At 70.8% G+C, this 18,230-nt stretch carries 11 protein-coding genes and 2 pseudogenes; 5 read left to right on the plus strand and 8 right to left on the minus strand.

The genetic code is table 11. From position 1 onward, the window contains the following. Positions 1-59: 59 nt before the first annotated feature. The 6 genes from ABD256_RS07150 to ABD256_RS07175 all read right to left on the minus strand — a co-directional run bounded on the left by ABD256_RS07150 (position 60) and on the right by ABD256_RS07175 (position 9,477). Entirely contained in the window at positions 60-539 is a 480-nt protein-coding gene (locus ABD256_RS07150; protein ID WP_344414794.1) for a hypothetical protein, read from the minus strand. Between the two features lie 66 nt (positions 540-605). Further along, positions 606-1,433, minus strand: coding sequence for an ABC transporter permease (locus tag ABD256_RS07155; protein WP_344414796.1), 828 nt, complete (start codon positions 1,431-1,433; stop codon positions 606-608). Continuing rightward, the gene (locus ABD256_RS07160; RefSeq protein WP_344414798.1) at positions 1,430-2,368 is read right to left on the minus strand and encodes an ABC transporter ATP-binding protein; all 939 of its coding nucleotides are present in this window, start codon (positions 2,366-2,368) and stop codon (positions 1,430-1,432) included. The genes ABD256_RS07155 and ABD256_RS07160 overlap by 4 nt, the downstream gene beginning before the upstream one ends. Before the next feature lie 1,207 nt (positions 2,369-3,575). Beyond that, positions 3,576-4,763, minus strand: a complete 1,188-nt coding sequence (locus ABD256_RS07165) for a heparan-alpha-glucosaminide N-acetyltransferase domain-containing protein (protein WP_344414800.1) — start codon at positions 4,761-4,763, stop codon at positions 3,576-3,578. Further along, positions 4,760-5,410: a BPL-N domain-containing protein gene (locus tag ABD256_RS07170; protein ID WP_344414802.1), complete on the minus strand. Its 651-nt coding sequence runs from the start codon at positions 5,408-5,410 to the stop codon at positions 4,760-4,762. The genes ABD256_RS07165 and ABD256_RS07170 overlap by 4 nt, the downstream gene beginning before the upstream one ends. Beyond that, positions 5,407-9,477, minus strand: coding sequence for a Pls/PosA family non-ribosomal peptide synthetase (locus ABD256_RS07175; protein ID WP_344414804.1), 4,071 nt, complete (start codon positions 9,475-9,477; stop codon positions 5,407-5,409). Before ABD256_RS07175 ends, ABD256_RS07170 begins: the two co-directional genes overlap by 4 nt. Positions 9,478-10,403: 926 nt before the next feature. Here ABD256_RS07175 and ABD256_RS07180 point away from each other — a divergent pair. The 3 genes and pseudogenes from ABD256_RS07180 to ABD256_RS07190 all read left to right on the plus strand — a co-directional run. After that, a complete protein-coding gene (locus ABD256_RS07180) occupies positions 10,404-11,444 on the plus strand; it encodes a glycosyltransferase family 39 protein (RefSeq protein WP_344414806.1) in 1,041 nt (346 codons plus the stop codon). A gap of 338 nt (positions 11,445-11,782) precedes the next feature. Continuing rightward, positions 11,783-13,486, plus strand: a pseudogene (locus ABD256_RS07185) (FAD-dependent oxidoreductase); the annotation flags it as partial. Between the two features lie 141 nt (positions 13,487-13,627). Further along, positions 13,628-13,936 (plus strand): annotated as a pseudogene (locus ABD256_RS07190) (cyclic nucleotide-binding domain-containing protein); the annotation flags it as partial. Between the two features lie 131 nt (positions 13,937-14,067). On the opposite strand, the gene ABD256_RS07195 reads toward ABD256_RS07190, so the two are convergent. After that, entirely contained in the window at positions 14,068-15,309 is a 1,242-nt protein-coding gene (locus tag ABD256_RS07195; RefSeq protein ID WP_344414809.1) for a lipase family protein, read from the minus strand. Between the two features lie 237 nt (positions 15,310-15,546). Here ABD256_RS07195 and ABD256_RS07200 point away from each other — a divergent pair, with 237 nt between their 5' ends. Beyond that, positions 15,547-16,227, plus strand: a complete 681-nt coding sequence (locus ABD256_RS07200; RefSeq protein WP_344414811.1) for a TetR/AcrR family transcriptional regulator — start codon at positions 15,547-15,549, stop codon at positions 16,225-16,227. 61 nt (positions 16,228-16,288) lie between these two features. Here ABD256_RS07200 and ABD256_RS07205 read toward each other — a convergent pair whose 3' ends face one another. Continuing rightward, complete coding sequence (locus ABD256_RS07205) at positions 16,289-16,861, minus strand: TetR/AcrR family transcriptional regulator (RefSeq protein ID WP_344414814.1); 573 nt, start codon at positions 16,859-16,861, stop codon at positions 16,289-16,291. Positions 16,862-16,943: 82 nt separating this feature from the next. Between ABD256_RS07205 and ABD256_RS07210 the strand changes: the two genes are divergently transcribed. Next, positions 16,944-17,897: an NADP-dependent oxidoreductase gene (locus ABD256_RS07210; RefSeq protein WP_344414816.1), complete on the plus strand. Its 954-nt coding sequence runs from the start codon at positions 16,944-16,946 to the stop codon at positions 17,895-17,897. Positions 17,898-18,230 lie beyond the last annotated feature (333 nt).

Here is an 18,230-nt window from a genome sequence, read left to right on the forward strand (position 1 = left end):
CTGCCCCACCCCCGCCCCGATATCGAGCCGATATGCCCGGTGACCACCCCTTTCCGCCGCTACGCCCGCTCGAAGATCAGGTCGAAGTCCTTGCGCCAGGTCGCCCCGTGGTCCTGGGACGCCTCCCAGCGGCCGTCGATCCGGCCGGGCCCGATATCCGCGATGAAGCGCTGGAACAGGTCGGGGTCCTCGCGGTTCAAAGTCCACCGCGAACCGTCGAAGGTCATGGCGAAGACCCGGCAGACCCCTCGTTCGTCGTGGTAGAGGGCCGTGTAGACGTCCTGCGCGTCGCTGCGGCCGAGCACCAGGACCGTTTCGCTCGCCGCCTTTCCGGGCTCGCCCGCCATCGTCCAGCGGAGGACCACGAACGCGTCACCGAGCCACTCGGCCGTCGCCTCGCCCGGCACCTCCTGGCCGGCGGGCTCCAGGAACCACGCGTTCCGCAGCGTGGTCCGCCACGATCCCACCAGCGCGCCCACCCGCTCCATGGCCTCGTTGCGCATTGTCTCCTCCTCGATGTCGTCGGCAACGTTAGCCACGGGGTACGACAGTTTCCGGAAAGTGCCGTTTTCCTCGCGGCGGCAAGGAAAACGGCACCCCGGGGATCACGCCGTCCGCTGCGCCACCCGATCGCGGCGGGCCGCCACGCTCGCGCCGGACTCCCGCCGCGCCATCCGCCGGAGCACGGCGGGTGCCAGCACGAAACCGAGCACCACCCACGCGCCGAGCGCGCCCGCGGTGGCCAGGTGCCGCCACGAGCCGCCGATCTCGGCGACCGCGAGCGCGTCCGGCAGCAGCGCCGAGCGCAGTCCGAGGCCGAGCCAGTACACCGGGAACACCTGCGCGACCCACTGCAGCCACTCCGGCATCGCGGTCACCGGGTAGTACACCCCGGAGATCACCACGAGCCCCATCACGAGCATGGTGACCAGGCTGAGGCTCTGCGCGTTGGTGAACAGCGAGCCGAGTACCGCGCCGAGCGGCAGCGTCGCGACGAGGCCGAGCGCGGTCATCCAGGCCACGGCGAGCCAGGACGGGGCGAACCCGTCGAACAGGAGCACCGCGGCCACCTGCACGATCGCCAGCACCACCACGGTCAGTCCCGCTTGGGCGAGCACCTTGCCGGTGACGTAGCCCAGCATGCCGTTCGGGGTGGCCTTGGCGCGCAGCAGCGTGCCGTCCTCGCGGTCCATGGTCAGCGCCATCGCCAGCCCCAGCATCCCGGTCATCGCCACGTTCATCGCGAGGATTCCGGGAACCGCTTGCGTGCCAAGGGAAAACGTGGTTCCCGGCACAGTGCTGCCCCGCAGCACGTACATCACCACGACGGTCGCGGCGGGGAGGAACAGCCAGCCGATGAGCTGCATCGGGCTGGTCAGGATCTGCCGCAGCTCGATCCAGCCGCGCCGCAGCCCGGCGAGGAACGCGGTCATGCCAGCACCTCCGCCAGCTCGGTGCGGGCGCCGGATTCGAACTCCCGCACCATGGCCAGGTAGACGTCTTCGAGCCGGACCCTCCGCACTCGCAGCTCGCTCAGCGCGTCGCCGTGCCGTTCGAACAGGCCGCGCACGTGTGCGGTCGCGTCGGCCACGGAGTCCACATAGGACTCACCGGAGATCCGGTAGGACACTTCGTCCTTTCCGGACACTCGGGCGGCCAGTTCGGCCGGGGTGCCGTCGGCCGCGATCCGCCCGCCGAGCAGGATCACGATGCGGTCGCACAGCTTCTCCGCCTCGTCGAGGTCGTGCGTGGTGAGCAGGATCGTGGTGTCCTCCCGCGAGGCCAGCTCGTGCACCAGCTCGTGGAAGTCCTGGCGCGCCTGCGGATCGAAGCCGACCGTCGGCTCGTCGAGGAAGAGAAGATCGGGTTTGCCGACGAGCCCGACGGCCACGTCGAACCGCCGCCGCTGCCCGCCGGAGAGCTTGCCGACCGGGGTGTGCGCGTGCTCGGTGAGGCCGACCAGCGCGATCAGTTCGTCGGCGTCGTACGGACGGTGCCGCGTGGGTGTGCCGTACGGGGCGTAGTAGCGGCCGAGGTGGTCGAGCAGTTCGCGGACGCGCCATTTCGCGTGATCGCGCCACGACTGCAACACGATGCCGAGCCGCGCGCGCCACGGTTCGCCGCCGTCGTCGGGGTCGACGCCGAGCACGCGCACTTCGCCCGCGGAACGCTTCCGGAAGCCTTCCAGGATCTCGATGGTGGTCGTCTTGCCCGCGCCGTTCGGGCCGAGCAGGCCCAGTACCTCGCCTCGATGGGCGTGAACGTCCACGCCGTGCAGCACATCGGTGGTGCCGTACCGCATCCGCAAGCCGCTGGTCACGAACTCGGGTGGGTGCACCGGTTTTCGGGGATTTTTCCTGACAGCCATGGATTCAAGTGTGTCATTGAACGACCTGGTGAAACTTTTCCGGAACTTGCCGGGAGGGAGTCCGAAAACCCTCAAACGGGAGTGGAATGTCCAGGTTCCCCGTCCTCGCGGGCGTGCCGGGGTTGTGCATGCCCTGAAGGACGCTCCTATCGGGGTCAAGGCGAGGTCCGCCGCGCATTCCCCGAAGGTGGCCTTCGGGGAATCTGACGTCGCGAAGGCCACAGTGATGATGTGTGCGCGTTGATTCTGGTGAGGTGGGTGGCGGAAGCGCGGAGCCGCCCGGGGGCTTGGTCCGTGAAGGTCGCCTTCGGGGAATCTGACGCCGCGATCTCGTCCCTCGCGGCGGGCGGCATGGTGGTGCTGATGCCCTGAAGGGGCCCTTTGCGGCGTCTGATTCCCTCATGGGCCCCTTCGGGGCATGTGCCCCGGAGCAGAGTGGGTCCGTGGAGGCCGCTTCCGTGGCATTCACGCCTATGAAGGCCCTTTTTTGGGGCGCCAGCGCGGGGATGAGAATGAGACGTGAGTGGCGAAGTCCCGGTGCATGCTGTGAAGGGCACCTTCGGGGAATCTGATGCCGCGATCTCGTCCCTCGCGGCGGGCGGCATGGTGATGCTGATGCCCTGAAGGTGCCCTTCGCGGCATCACATTCCCTCAAGGGCCCCTTCGGGGCATGCGCCCGGAGCAGAGCGGGTCCGTGGAGGCCGCTTCCGTGGCATTCACGCCTATGAAGGCCCTTTTTTTGGGGCGCCAGCGCGGAGATGAGAATGAGACGTGAACGGCGAAGTCCCAGTGCATGCTGTGAAGGGCGCCTTGAGGGAATCTGACGCCGCGATCTCGTCCCTCACGGCGTGCGGCATGGTGGTGCTGATGCCCTGAAGGTGCCCTTCGCGGCATCAGATTCCCTCAAGGGCGCCTTCAGGGCACCTCGCTTTTGACCTCTATAGGAGCATCCTTCAGGGCATGGGCATGGGCATGGGCATGGGCATGGGCATGGGCATGGGCATGGGCATGGGCATGGGCATGGGCATGGGCATGGGCATGGCCGTGTCGTATGCCTGTGAGGGGCGAGATTGTGGCGTCGGATTCCCTCAAGGTGACCTTCAGGGATCAAGCCCTGGCGGCTCCACGCCCCCCCCCGCCGCCCATCGCACCGGAATCCATCACTGTGACCTTCGGGGACCCGGATGCCGCGAAGGGCAGCTGCGGATCAGGCGGCGGCGGGCGAGGGAGCGCGCGTGGCCAGGCGTTTCGCCCGCGTCGCGAGTGCGGTCACCAGTGCTTCCAGCGGGCCGCGGCCCGCGGTGGCGCGCCAGGCGAGGCCGATCAGCAGGGCGGCCACGAGTTGCAGCAGGTAGCCCGTGGTGGCGTCGTACTGGTCGTAGTCGGAGTTGATGAACACGATGTGCGCGACGTACAGCGTCAGCGTCATGCTCCCCGCGGCGGCGAGCGGGCTCAGCACGGCGGTGAGCACCCGCCGCGCCCACTTCCCGGTCAGGTGCCCGAGCAGGAGCAGCAGGCCCAGCACCCCGATCGCGGTGCCCGTGGTGCCGATCAGGTCCACCGGTGTGCTGGTGTGCGGTGCGTCGACGGCGAGCCACCACCACGTCGACACCGGCACCGTGCCGTCGCCGCCGAGCGCCAGCATTTCCGCCGTTTCGGCCGAGGTGAGGATGCTCCCCGGCATCGCCGTCCAGATGTGCGTGAGCCCGCCGAACCTGGTGAGCAGCAACGAAGAAACCACCGACGAGCCGACGGCCATGGTCACGCCCGCGGTCAGCATCGCGGCCGCGACCTTGACGCTGCGCAGCGAAAGCCGCCCGACCACGATCCCGGCGCACAGGTACGCCATCCACGGCAGCGCCGGGTACTCGCCGTTCACGGAAAGCTCCGTGAGCAGCGTCAGCGGCTGGTGCACCAGATCGGAGACGGTCGGGTTGTCGAGGTTCGCCACCGGCAGGTGCGCCAGCCACACGTGGCTGAGCGCGGGCATCCCCACCGCGATCGCCGCGCCGAGCGCGGCGACGACCGGCGTCGGCAGGAACACCAGCGGCACGGCCAGCAGGAACATCACACCGTAGTACGGCAGGATCACCGCGCCGAACGACGCGTCGGCGTAGCCGAGCGCGAGCCCGATCGCGGTCACCGCGAGCGCCCGCACCGCGAGCATCGACGCCGTCGGCAGCGCGTCGCACCGCTTCACCCGCGCCCGCCCGGTCATGAACGCGATCCCGACCCCGGCCAGCACGGCGAACCCCGCCGCCGCGCGCCCGCCGAACACCGCGAACGTCCACGTAGGACTGCCGTTCGCGGTCGATTCGTACAGCGAGTGCACGGCGATCATGCCGAGCAGCGCGATCCCGCGCGTGGCGTCGATCGCGACCAGCCGGGTGCTCATCTCATCACCGCGTCGACGAGTTCGTGTCCGAGCCCGCCGTCTCGTGGCACCGAAAGCCCGGCGTCGGTGAACCAGTCCTCGGTCGCTTCGGGATGCGGCCCGACGACGCCGACCTTGCCCGCGCCGAATTCGGTGACCACGGCGGCGATCGTGTCGTTCGGGTAGCGCGCGAGCACGGACGCGCGCGCGTGGCCTTCGAGCCAGAAGTACGGCCCGTCCTGGAAGAACAGGGTGTGCGCGCGCCCTGACCCGTACACGCGCACGAGCGCGTTCTCGTCGTGGGAAACCGTCGCGGCGCGCGTGCCGATGTACTGGTCGGTGTCGCCGGGCAGCAGCCCGAAGCCGGGCGTCGCGCCCGCGAGGTAACCGCCGAGGCAGAACCCGAGGTACGCGCCACCGCCGGAAACGAAGTCGCGGATCGCGTCGCGGCGCTTCTTCAGGTGCGGGTAGGCGTCTTCGAGTGTTCCGCCGCCGGGTTGCGCGTACAGCACGGCCTGGTCGAGGTTCTTGCGCTTCAGCTTCAGTTCCTCGCCGGGGCCGACGTAGCGGACGTCGAAGTCCCACCGGCTCGTCTCCAGGAGGTTCGCGACCGCTTCCGGGCAGCCCTCCGTGGTCGCGGGGCCGCGGTACACCAGCGCGAGGCTCATCGGTTTTCTCCCTCCCCTCGTGCCTCGGTGCGGGACGACACCGAGGCACGAGGGCGCTGTGCCTTCGGGAGCGATTCCTCCCCGCGGTCGTCATCGCTGCGGACCCCCTGCGCGGGAATCCCGTGCCAGCGCGTGCTTTCCGGCAGCCGTTCGCCCTTCATCAGCAGCGACAGCGAGCCGAGCGACACCTCCTCGCCGACCACGGCGTCGTACAGCACGATCGCCCTGGTGCCGATCGTGCTGCCCGCTTCGATGGTCACCCGCGACATCTTCATCACCCTGTCCTCGAAGAGATGGGTCTGCAGCGACGATTCCGTCCCCACGGTCGCGTCGTCGCCGACGCGCACGAGGTCGAATTCGGTGAGATAGGTGGTGCCGATCCAGGTGCGGCGCCCGATGTCGGCGCCGAACCAGCGCAGCACCGGCGGCAGGAACGGCGTCCCCACGAGCATGCCGACCCCCGCGGGGACGGCGGCCGCCTCGTAGAGCCCGGTGACGAACTCGGCCTGCCGCACGAACGCGCTCCACAGCGGTTCGACGCGGGGGCGGTACTTCCCGACGACGTTGCGCTTCGTCGCCGCGCAGTAGCCGATGACCGCGACGGCGGCCGCGATCGCGACGAACGGCGACACCAGCGCGGGGACGATCAGGTAGTTCCCCTGCGCGAGCCCGGAGAGCACCAGCAGGTAGAGGTAGAAGCTCACGCCGAGCACCGACGCGGGGAGCGTGGCGCGGCAGAACTCGATCGCCAGCCGGTGCGCGATCACCTTGCGCGGCGGGGAAAACGTCTCCTCCTCGGCGAAGTCGCCGCTGTCCTGCCGCACCGGCAGGTGCATCGCGGGCGAGCCGAGCCACGACGTGTCCTGCGGCACGCCCTCCGGGGGCGGCACGGTGCCGACGCCGACCAGCGAACCGGAGCCCATGCTCGTCCCGGCGGGCACGAACGCGGCGTTGCCGATGAACGCGCGGCTGCCGACTTCGGTGGGCAGCAGCACCACCCTGCCGTTCGCGAAGGTCGCACAGCCGACGCTCGCCATGTCCGCGACGAAGGTTTCCGCGCCGAGCGTGAGCAGGTCGGGGTCGAGGTGCGCGGCCGTCGACACCTCCGCGCGCCGCCCGATCCGCGCGCCGAGCAGCCGCAGCCACGGCACCGTGTACAGCGTGGCGTAGAGCGAGTTCGTGAACGTGAGGCTGAATTCGAGCAGCTTGTCCACGATCCACTTGCGCACGCCGAGCATCGAGCGGACCCCGAACACGCCGACCGGGACGGTGCGCAGCACGGCGCGTTTGCCCAGTGCCACCACCGCGCACACGGTGAGCACGAACACCGGCCCGGCGAACACCGTCGCGACGAGCCCGGCCAGCACGCCCCAGCCCAGCAGCGCCCACCACACGAGCGCCACGCCGGGCACGATCATCGCGATCGCCACCACTTCGAGGAACGCCAGCCCGAACAGGGACACCGCGAGGTGGTGCGCCCGCCAGCCGCGCAGTTCGCCCCGCGCGGCCATGACCGACTCCGTCGACGCCTCCAGCGCTTCGACGGGTTCCGCGGGCGAGCCGGACCAGCGCGCCGCGGCCGGGATCGACTGGTGCTGCCCGAGCGCGGACTGCTCGCCGAGCCCGGCCAGCTCGCCGACCGTGCAGCCCGGCTCCAGCACCGCGTTCGCGCCGACGAAAGCGCCTCGTCCGACGGTGATCGGCGCGACCACCACCCAGCCGTCCTCCACCCGCCACGGCCGGAGCACCGCGCCGTAGCCGATCGAGGCGTCGGGTCCGATGTGGACCATCGAGGGCAGGCTGATCGAGCTGCTCGCGATCGTGGTCCGGCGCCCGATCTTCGCGCCGAGCACGCGCAGGTACGGCGCCATCAGCGGCGACCCGCTCAGCACCGGCAGCGGGCCGACCGCGAGCAGCAGGTCGAGCACCCAGAGCCGCAGGTAAGTGGGGCCCCACAAGCGATACCGGCCCGGTTCGATCCCGGCGGACAGCGGCCTGACGAGCAGCGGCGGCACCACCCAGCGGACCCCGAGGTAGCTCACCAGTATCGCGACGAGCAGCTCCACCAGCACGCCGACCGAGATGTCACCGTCGTTCTGCGTGTACACATAGGACACCGGGAGCGTGATGAGCAGCAGCAGCAGGTAGATCGCCACCGCCTGCGCCGCGCCGGCCCCGCCGATGCGGCGGGCGGTGTGCCGGATCGGCGGGACCCTCGGCGGCACGCGCACCGAGGGTTCGGTCGGTGCGTCGAGCTGCTTCGCGAGTCCGCGCACGGTCGGGTTCGCGTACAGGTCGCGGACCGCGGGGCTCATTCCGATCCCGCGGGCGCGCAGCAGGGACACGACCGTCGCGGCCAGCAGCGAATGCCCGCCGAGATCGGTGAAGAAGTCCGCCTCGACCGACAACTCGGCCGGCACCAGCCCGAACACCTCGGCCCACACCTCGCGCACGCGCGTTTCCAGCTCGCCTTCGGCGTCGACCACCGGACCGTCGACGAAGGTGAGGCGTTTCCCCGCGGGGAAGGGCAGTTTCGTCCGGTCGACCTTGCCGCTGGGCATGATCGGCAGCGCGGGGAGCACGTCGAGGAACGACGGCACCATGTACGCGGGCAGTCGCTTGTGGACTTCCCGGTGCAGTCGCCGTGAAACGTCCGCGGCGTCCTTTTCGGACTCGGTGCCGGGCGCGCGCACGATGAAGGCGACCAGTTCCGGCGCGGCCTCCGGCGGTTCCGGCGGGGCGAGGAGCGCGGCCACCGCTTCGGACACCTCCGGGTCGGCGAGCAGGATGTTCTCGATCTCGCCGAGGTCGACGCGGTAGCCGCGGATCTTCACCTCGGCGTCGGCGCGGCCGAGGTACTCGATCTCGCCGTCCGCGGTGTACCGGCCGAGGTCGCCGGTGCGGTACAGCCGCCCGCCGTCGCCGAGCGGGTGCTCGATGAACTTGTCCGCGGTCAGCTCCGGCCGCCCGACGTACCCGCGCGCGACGCCGGGACCGCCGAGGCAGATCTCGCCGATGTGCCCGTCGGGAACCGGGCTTCGCGCCTCGTCGAGCAGGAACGCGGAGTAGGTCGGCAGCGGTTTCCCGATGGTCACCGTGCGGCCGGGCAGCAGCTCGCACCAGGTGGCGGTCACCGTCGCCTCGGTGGGCCCGTAGGTGTTGAGGATGCGGCGGCCCTTGCGCGCCCACCGCTCGACGAGCTGGCCGGGGCAGGCTTCGCCACCGACCAGGAGGGACCTGATCAGCGGCAGCTCGCGCGGCATGGTCGCCAGCAGCGTCGGCACGCAGTAGAGCACCGAAATCCGGTGCTCCTCCAGGAAGTCGGCGAGTTCGGCGCCGAGCCTGCGCGAATCGTTCGGCCCCGCCACGAGCGTCGCGCCGACCGACCACGTCGGCCAGATCTCTTCGATCGAGAAGTCGAACGAGATCGTCATGCCCTGGTAGACGCGGTCCGGCTGCCGCACGTCGTAGAGATCCGGTACCACGTCGAGGAAGTTGCAGATGCTCGACTGCGCGACCTCGACGCCTTTCGGCCTGCCGCTCGAGCCCGAGGTGTAGATGACGTAGGCCGTCGGGTCCGGGTCGTCCGCGCCCAGTTCCGGCGGGGTGGCGGGGGCGGCCGCCAGCTCCGCGCCCGCCGCGTCGAGGTCGAGGATCCGGCAGGCGAGCCCGTCGACCGCGAGATCGCCGGTGGTCAGGAGCAGGTCGACCGCCGAATCCTCGGTGATGTAGGAGATCCGGTCCGCCGGGGAGGCCGGGTCGATCGGCACGAAGGCGGCGCCGGACTTGCCGACGCCGAGCAGCGCGACGTAGGTCGCGAACGAGCGGTGCAGCAGGATCGCCACCCGCGACCCTTCGCCGATGCCGCGGCCGCGCAGCACCCGCGCGAGCCGGTTGGCGTGCGCGTCCAGTTCGGCGTAGGTCAGGCTCTCGTCTTCGCGTTCCACCGCGATGGAGCCGGGAAACCGGCGCGCCGCGGCCTCGAACACCTGATGGAGCCGACGGCAGGGGAGCGGGTGGTCAGGAGCGTGTTCGAGCCGGTCGGCGAAAACTCCCGAAACCGTCATGTCCCGGCACCCTGTCTGCCGGGACGGTGTTCGCGGGGAAAGGGGAAAACGTGCACAGTTCGACCTCTTTGACGGAATCAAGGCACCGTCGGGCGCCGTTGCCTCGTGGTGTGCCGAAATACGGATCGATCATCGGGAGTCCGGCGTTACGCACACGTAAGAAAAGATCACGAACGTCGTAACGATCGCGACGAGGATCACCTGCTGGGACGCCGTTGACCGGCAAAAAGTCCGTAACCTTCCCGGTCGCACGGAGTGAGAACGGCGGCGGGTCGCCGGTTCGTCGAGCCGAATAAAGGGGGAATTCTGCCGTTGTTCACGTCGGCGGCGGCGTGCTACATGATCATTTCGCATTCTGGAATTCGACCCGCTTGGCCGATGGTTTCCCGTCGTTACCGGGGTACGCTCCCCGGCAATTTCGTAACGCTTGTCACCTTCCGTCCGCCGCGGCCGGGTCCCGGAGCCCGGGCAGGCCCACGAAGGCCGCATCCGCGGCACGCGCTCCCTGACGGCCCCTTTTCGGGCATGAGCGCGGGAACGAGGAAGAGCCGCGAGCTGCGACACCCCGGCACATACCAACAAGGGCGCCCGCACGGCATCCGGCGCCGCGTTCCCGGCCGTCACGGGCACAGGGCATGCGCGGCGGGCCTCACCGTGGCCTCTGCGGGAGCATCCTTCAGGGCATGCGGGAGCCCCACTGAGGCAGCACGGATTCTTGCGAGGGCCGCCCTGCTCGTGACGACGTTTAGCCCGCTAACTGCAGGCCACGGGGGTGGCGACGGTGAGCCCGCTGATTGCGGCCACCGGGGAAGGCGGTAGGTCGGGGTGGTTCGCACGGGGGGTGTATCCGTTCGGTCGTCGTCGCGCCTCGGCCTGCCGGTCTGGCTGGTCTCCGCCGCGGTGTTCGCCGTACTCGCGGCCACGCGGTGTTCGCCGCGGCGTCGGGGGTCACCCTGCAGCTCGGGCACATGCTGGTCACCAACACCACGGACCTGTTCTTCGCCGCGTTGACCGGGTGGCTGGCGGCGAGGCTGATCCGCACCGGCGACCGGCGGCTGCTGCTCGCGATCGGCGTCGCGGCGGGTATCGGGGTGGAGAACAAGACCCTGCCCGTGCTCGCCCTGGCCGCCGGGATCCTCCTGGCCGGTCCTCGTGACGTGGTGCGCGGCCGGTGGCTGGCCGCCGGGATCGCGGCCGCGGTGCTGCTGTGGGCGCCGAACCTGATTTGGCAGGTCCAGCACGGGTTCCCGCAGCTGGGCATGGTGGGCCCGATCAGCGCGAAGGAACGGCTCGGCGGGCAGTGGGGGCTGCCGCCCTTCCAGTTCGTGCTGTTCGGGCCGCTGCTGGCACCGGTGTTCGTGGCGGGGCTGGTCCGGCTGCTGCGCACGCCGTCGGCGCGCCCGTTCCGCGCGTTCGGCGTCGCCTACCTGGTGATGTTCGCGCTTTCGCTGTCCGCGGCGGTCGTGCTCGCGGTGGTGCCGGGCGCGGTACTGGGCCTGCCGCTGATCCCGGTCGACTCCCTGCGCGACAGCCCCGCACTCGCCTTGTCCGAGGAACCGGGTGAAACGGTGGGGTGGCCGCAACTCGCCGAGACCGTGGCGGGCGCCTATCGCGCGCTCGGGGACCAGGACCGGGCGCGGGCGGTGGTGCTCGCGACGAACTACGGCGAGGCGGGGGCGCTCGACCGGAACGGCCCCTCGCTCGGGTTGCCCGCGGTTTTCAGCGGGCACAACGGTTTTCACGACTGGGGGCCGCCGCCGGAGGACAACGACCTCGCCGTCGTGGTCGGCGGCGACCCCGGCGTCCCGCCGCCGTGGATGAGCGCGTGCCGCGATCTCCGCCAGATCGCCGTACTGGACAACGGATACGGCCTGGCCAACGACGAGCAGGGCCGCCCGGTGTGGCTGTGCCGGGGATTGACCGCGCCGTGGTCGAAGGTGTGGCCGGCACTGTGGCGGCTGGGCTGACGCTTCACCGGGAAGCCGTTCATCGAACGATTTCGCGAAATGTCAATTCCCGCGCGCGGCCCCGCGCGTTCGCATTTTCCCCAGAATGCCGTCGGCGGTCTGCCACAACAGCCGCAGCGCTTCACCGGGGTTCGGTGCGTCCCGGACGGCAGCCAGCGCGACCCCGTCGACGTTCCGGGCGACGCCGGGAGAGAACGCTTCGCGCGGAAAACGTGCCTGCCGCATCGCGGCGCGAGACAAATTCCGCTCCGGTGACCCTGAAGCCGATGACAGAATTTGACACACCGTCGCGGCATAGCCGATTCTTGGCGCCCATTACCTGCCGCAGAGAGATGGCGATGTCCCCCAGCAGAGGTGCCCGAAGCCGCGCCGTGCACGACTACGACGTGATCGTGGTGGGCTCGGGGTTCGGCGGCAGCGTCGCCGCGTTGCGCCTGACGGAGAAGGGGTACCGGGTCGCGGTCGTCGAGGCTGGCCGCCGGTTCGCCGACGGAGAGTTCGCGAAGACCTCGTGGGACCTGCGCCGGTACCTGTGGGCGCCCCGCTTCGGGTGCTACGGGATCCAGCGGGTGCACCTGCTCAAGGACGTGATGATCCTGGCAGGCGCGGGGGTCGGCGGCGGTTCGCTGGTCTACGCGAACACGCTGTACCGCCCGCTCCCGCCGTTCTACCGCGACGTCCAGTGGGCGCACATCACCGACTGGGAAGCCGAGCTGGCACCGCACTTCGACCGGGCGAGCCGCATGCTCGGCGTCGTCACCAACCCGACGGTCACGCCGTCCGACGAGGTGATGCGGGCGGTGGCCACCGAGATGGGCGTCGGCGAGACCTTCCGGCCGACGCCGGTCGGCGTGTACTTCGGCGAGCCGGGCCGTCGGGTGCCCGACCCGTACTTCGGGGGCGCCGGCCCGCCGCGGACGGGGTGCACCGAGTGCGGGGCGTGCATGACCGGGTGCCGGGTCGGTGCGAAGAACACGCTGGCCAAGAACTACCTGCACCTCGCCGAACGGGCCGGCGCGACGGTCATCCCGATGACCACCGTGCTCGATCTGGCGCCGCACCGCGACGGCGGCTTCGCGGTGCGGACCCGCCCCACCGGCGGGCTGCTGCGCCGCCCCGGCGCCATCCTCACCGCCGATCGGGTCGTGCTGGCCGCCGGCACCTGGGGCACGCAGCGGCTGCTGCACCACGCGCGCGACACCGGATCGCTGCCGGACCTCTCGCCGAGGGTGGGCGAACTGACCAGGACGAACTCCGAAGCGATCATCGGGTCCGCCCGGCCGCGCGTGGACCCGCGACAGGACTTTTCCCGCGGCGTGGCGATCACGTCGTCGTTCCACCCCGACCCGGTCACCCACGTCGAGCCCGTCCGCTACGGCAAGGGCAGCAACGCGATGAGCCTGCTGCAGACCGTCGCGACGGACGGCGGCAGCGCGACGCCGCGGTGGCGGCAGATGCTGGGCACCATGGCGCGGCACCCGGTGCGGGTGGCGAAGGTCGCGGCCGGGTACCGGTGGAGCGAGCGCACGGTGCTCCTGCTCGTGATGCAGAGCCTGGACAACTCGATCACCACCTACACCCGCCGGACCAGGTCCGGGCGGCGCAAGTACACGTCGAGGCAAGGGCACGGCGCCCCGAACCCCACCTTCATCCCCGCCGCGTACGAAGCCAACCAGCGCACCGCCGCCCGCATCGGCGGCGTCGCGGGCGGCACCTGGAGCGAGATCGCCGACATCCCGCTGACCGCCCACTTCATCGGCGGCGCCCCGATCGGGACCACCGAGGCGGACGGCGTGATCGACCCCTACCACCGGGTGTTCGGCTATCCGAGTCTATCCATTGTGGACGGTACGGCGATCACCGCGAACCTCGGCGTGAACCCGTCGCTGACCATCGCGGCACAAGCGGAACGCGCCTTCGCGCTGTGGCCGAACAAGGGCGATCCCGACCCGCGCCCGCCCCAGCACGCCCCGTACGAACGAATCGGCACCGTGCCACCGCGCCGTCCAGCGGTACCGGGCGACGCGCCCGGCGCCTACACCGCCCCAGCCGTCCCATCCCAAGGAGGCGACCCCGTGACAGACACCCCCGCCGACGAGCCGCGCACCCTGTTCGACCGGCTTCCCCCCGACGATGTCCGCCGCCTCCGCAAGGCCGGTCGCGGCGTCACGGTCCCCGCCGGGTGGCCGTTCATCTCCCAGCACACCCCGGGGGACGTCGCCTACATCGTGCTCGAGGGCCGCGCGTCGGTGTTCAACGGCCGCGACAAGATCGCCGAACTCGGACCAGGCGACATCATCGGGGAAATCTCCCTGCGGCGCGGGCGCCTGCGCACCGCGACCGTGTCCGCGCTGACCCCGGTGACCGCGCGCAGGCTGGACGCCAAGGCGTTCGCGGACCTGGAAACGCGGATACCGGGCCTTGCCGACGCCATCGACGCGCAGATCACCGCGCGGCTGCCCGCGTCACATCGCGAACCCGGCGCGGGCTGACCGCTCAGCGCCTGCCCGGCTGCCTGAGCCTGGGCCGCACACCGCGTTCCCGGTGGTGGATTCGGCGATCCGGCGTGCGCGAAGGGCCTTCCCCGCGGCTCGGGGAAGGCCCTTCAGTCCGAAGTGGACTCTCAGATTCGGCCGCAGTTCCCGTTTCCGGCCTGGCCCTTGAACACGCCCTGCAGCCACGCGGTGGCATCACCGGACGCGGTCATCATGCCGAGCGCGTGGGAGAGGAACGGCGAGAAGGACGTCAGATCCTTCCACTGGACGTTCGCGCCCTTGCCGCACCAGTCCTTGGCCATCTGCTTTCCTATCGCGGCCGGGATCACGTCGTCCATCGGGCTGTGCTCGACCATGACCGGCATGGGTGGCTTGCTGGTGCCGATCCGGTTCTCCGCGACGATCTTGTCGAACGGGGGCTGGTTCAGGAACGAGGCGACCGGCTGGCCGCTCTTGGTCAGCGTGCTGGTCTGCTTGAACATGAACCTGAAGACCGAGTCGAGCGTGCAGGTCTGGCGGGCCTGCAGGAACAGGTCGGCGCCGGCCGGGTTGGCCAGGTCCATCAGCCTTGCCTCGGGGTAGGCCTGGTTGATGCCGATCAGGGCGTAGCCGAGGAACCCGACGTACATGCCGCCGTCGAGGGACTTGGCCAGCGCGGCCTTGTCGGCGGGCGGGGCACCCGCGTAGACGCCCTTGACGTCCAGTTCGGGTGCGTAGGTGCCGGCCAGTTCCGCCGCGGACGCCGCCGCGCTGCCGCCCTCGGAGTACCCGGCGATCCCCACCGGGCCGCCCTTGGGCAGGCCGCTTTCGGGCAGCCGCTGCGCCGCGCGGACCACGTCGAGCACGGTGTGCGCCTCGGCCAGCCGCATCACGTACGGGTGCTCGCCGCCGCCTTCGACCCACGGCCCGAGGTAGTCGGTCTGCGCGACCGCGAACCCGGCGCCCAGCAGCGCGTTGACGAAGCCGCCCTGGAAGCCGGAAATCAGGTCTCCGCCCTCGCCTGCCAAGGTCTTCGAGGGGGCGCACTGCGGGCCCATGCCGAAGGTGAACGGCGCGTAGGCCACGATCGGCCGCTCGCCGGGACCGTTCCACGGGGCGTTCGGCACGAGCACCGTGCCGCTGACGGGAACCTGCTTGTCCTTGTTGTCGCGGGACAGGTACAGGATCCGCGTCGCCTTGGCGTTGGTGTAGGTCGACGGCGCGGATTTGAGCACGTCACCGTTCTGGCCCGCGGGCAGCGGCGAAGGCGGGGTGTAGATCGAGTTCGGGTCGGCGGCGGCCGATGCGGCGCCTGCCGCCGGTACCGTGCCGGTCGCGACCAGCGTCGCGGTCAGGGTGGCGATCAGGCCACGACGGAGGGAAAAGGACATGGGGGCACTCCACACTGGGTCGGAACGTGAGGTCGGCTGACCAGGTGCCTGACCGCGCCGGCCGGTCGCAGTGACCGCCGGGACCGTGTCCCGCACCATGCCCACGATGGAAGCCGATCGGGCACACCCCGTCAATGGATAAAGACCGACCGGTCTCTAAGTTGTCACGGGGCGACGATCCGATGGCTCCCGAATTGTCAAGGCGGCGACCAGCCGGGGCTCCCGTAGCCTGTGCGCATGGTGGACGACGCGCCCTCGGCGACGGGGTCGCGCGGCGGCCGGGCGGATTCGAGCGCGCCGCGGCGGCGCACTCAGCGGGAGCGCCGCGAGACGACGATCAAGCGGCTGATCGACGCGACGATCGCGGCCATCGCCGAAGTGGGATACGCGAACACCTCGCTCGGCGTGATCTGCGAACGCTCCGGGGTGTCCCGCGGCGGGCTGTTCCGGCATTTCGACTCGCGGCTGGACCTGATGGTCGCCACCGCGGCCGAGGTCGGCGAGCGGCACATCGCCCAGATCAGGCGGCGGCTGTCCGAACTGCGCGACCCGGCGCTCATCGACGCGCTCCGGCTGATGCGCGACCGCCACCGCGCCAGGGAGAACGTCGTCTGGTTCGAGCTCATGGTCGCCGCCCGCACCGACCCGGACCTGCGCGCCAGGCTCAGCGAAACCGGCCGCCGGTTCTTCGCCGAGGTCGTCGAAGCGTCCCGGCTGGTCCCCGGCACCGAACTGTTCCCGGCCGAGGACCTCGACATGCTGGTCACGACCCTGGAGCACACGTTCGACGGCGAAGCGATCCGCCGGGAGATCGCGCCCGATCCCGTCGCCGAGGAGCGCAGGCTGAACCTGGCCGCCGAGTTCGCCGAGTTCCTGCTCCTCCGCCGGATCAGCCGCACTCACCCGGCTGATCGGTGACGGCTGACAGGAGTACGCGAACTGGCGCGAGCTGATCTGGTCGTTGACGAACCGCTCGATCTCAGCGGACCGTCGGTGCTCGCGGCGTGACCGCCTCGCGCAGCTCGGCGGCGGCCTTGGCGATGAGCTCGGACAAGGTCGCGTCCGGGTCGGCCAGCCAGCGGGACGTGGCGCGCCGGGAAAGCGCGATCGCCACGTCGATGATGAAGCGTGCCTCTCCGGACTCGACGCCGCGGAGTTCGAGTGCCCGCGCCAGTGCGCCGGCGATGTCGGCGAGCTTGATCAGGTCGCGTTCGGCCAGTGCCGGGCTGGCGGCGATCACCCCGGTGCGGCGCAGCAGGAACTCGCGCGAGCGAAAGACCTCGTCGGCGGCCCCCAGCGCGGTCAGCAGCGCCTCGAACGGCGTGAGGTCCGGGGCGGCCGCCTCGACCTTGGCGACGAGGTGGGCCTCGAGCTCGTTGCCCGCGAAGAGGACTTCCCGCTTGTCGGGGAAGTAGCGGTAGAAGGAGCGCTCGGTCAGACCGGCGGCACGCGCGATCTGCGCGACCGTGGTGCGCTCGAACCCCTGCGTCTCGAACAGCTCGAGCGCCGCGCGCTCGAGCCGGCCCTGTGCGTCGGACTCCCATCTCGGCATGGTCACCAGGATGACAGCAGGGGCTGTCGTCGCGCTGGTAGGGTCGATGACAACAGATGCTGTCATCACAAAGGAGATCGTCGTGCAGGCTCTGCAGTTCGACCGATTCGGTTCCCCGGACGTGATCGTGCTCCGTGACGTCCCGAAGCCGGAGCCGGGACCGGGTCAGATCCGGATCGCCGTGCGGGCGTGCGGCCTGAACCCGGCCGACTGGGCGGTGGTCGACGGCCTCCTCGCCGACCGGTTGCCGCCGCTGCCGCGCGGGCTCGGCTTCGAGGTCGCGGGCACCGTCGACGCGCTCGGTGAGGGCGTCACCGGCGTCGAGATCGGCGACGGCGTGTTCGGCCCGGCGGCCTTCGACGGCCCGACGGCCGGAGCCGCCGAGTACGCGCTGATGGCGGGCTGGGCGCGCATTCCCGACGGTGTCGCCGCCGAGCAGGCCGCCGCGCTGCCGATGGCGGCCGAGACGGCGTGGCAGGCGCTCGATGACCTCGGCGTCCAGCCGGGCGAGCTGCTGCTCGTCCACGGCGCGGGCTCCACCGTGGGCGAGGCCGCGGTGCGCCTCGCGCTGCACCGGGGTGCCCGGGTGATCGCCACCGCCGGGGCCGCCCGGGCCGCCGCACTGGAAGAGATCGGCGCACGGGTGACCGGCTACCACGACGGCATGGCCGAACGCGTCGCCGCTCTGGCGGGCGGCCGCGTCGGCCGCGCCCTGGACGCGGCCCCGACCGGCGGCCGGATCGACCGCCCCGGCCAGGCCAGCCCGGCCGGTGGCGCGCTGCCGGCCCTGATCGAGCTGACCGGGGATCCCGACCGCGTCCTCACCGTTTCCGACTTCGCCGCCGCGGCCGAGCTGGGTGCCCGCGTCACCCACATCGAAATGCGCTACGAACGGCTGGACGAGTTCGCCCGGCTGGCAGGCGAAGGCGTACTGGCCGTATCGGTCGCCCGCACCTACCCCCTCGACCGGATCCACGAGGCGGCCGAGCTCAGCAAGTCCCGCCGGCCAGGGGGCAAGCTCATGCTCGCCCCGTGATCACCTCGCCCGGAGGGCCATCAGCGCCTCGGCGGTCCGACCACGCGTCCCGCCGAGGCGCTGATGTCTTGTGGTCATCGAAGCCCGACCAGCGGCCGAGGTGGTTCGCGCGCCCCGTCGTCGAGTTCGGTCGTCGAGTTCGAAGGGCCCCTCGGGGATGGTGCGGAACTCATTGCCCAGGCCGTGGGGACTCATCGGCACGGTCGCCTTGACAGGAGTGGCGGTCCGGTGTTGACTGAAGGAGTCGAACAAGTGTTCGAACCGCTGCCTTCCCCGTAGTGGCTCGGGTGCCGTTCGCCCACGCTGGTTCCCCGGTGGGCGGCGGCTGTCGTG

The sequence above is a fragment of the Amycolatopsis minnesotensis genome, assembly GCF_039529815.1.
Lineage (GTDB): Bacteria > Actinomycetota > Actinomycetes > Mycobacteriales > Pseudonocardiaceae > Amycolatopsis > Amycolatopsis minnesotensis.

Bases quoted from the DNA above. Each gene is read 5' to 3' on its own strand.
- ABD256_RS07200 (WP_344414811.1), top strand. From the start codon at position 15,547: ATGGTGGACGACGCGCCCTCGGCGACGGGGTCGCGCGGCGGCCGGGCG.
- ABD256_RS07160 (WP_344414798.1), bottom strand. From the start codon at position 2,368: ATGGCTGTCAGGAAAAATCCCCGAAAACCGGTGCACCCACCCGAGTTC.
- ABD256_RS07175 (WP_344414804.1), bottom strand. From the start codon at position 9,477: ATGACGGTTTCGGGAGTTTTCGCCGACCGGCTCGAACACGCTCCTGAC.
- ABD256_RS07165 (WP_344414800.1), bottom strand. From the start codon at position 4,763: ATGAGCACCCGGCTGGTCGCGATCGACGCCACGCGCGGGATCGCGCTG.
- ABD256_RS07205 (WP_344414814.1), bottom strand. From the start codon at position 16,861: ATGCCGAGATGGGAGTCCGACGCACAGGGCCGGCTCGAGCGCGCGGCG.
- ABD256_RS07155 (WP_344414796.1), bottom strand. From the start codon at position 1,433: ATGACCGCGTTCCTCGCCGGGCTGCGGCGCGGCTGGATCGAGCTGCGG.
- ABD256_RS07195 (WP_344414809.1), bottom strand. From the start codon at position 15,309: ATGTCCTTTTCCCTCCGTCGTGGCCTGATCGCCACCCTGACCGCGACG.
- ABD256_RS07170 (WP_344414802.1), bottom strand. From the start codon at position 5,410: ATGAGCCTCGCGCTGGTGTACCGCGGCCCCGCGACCACGGAGGGCTGC.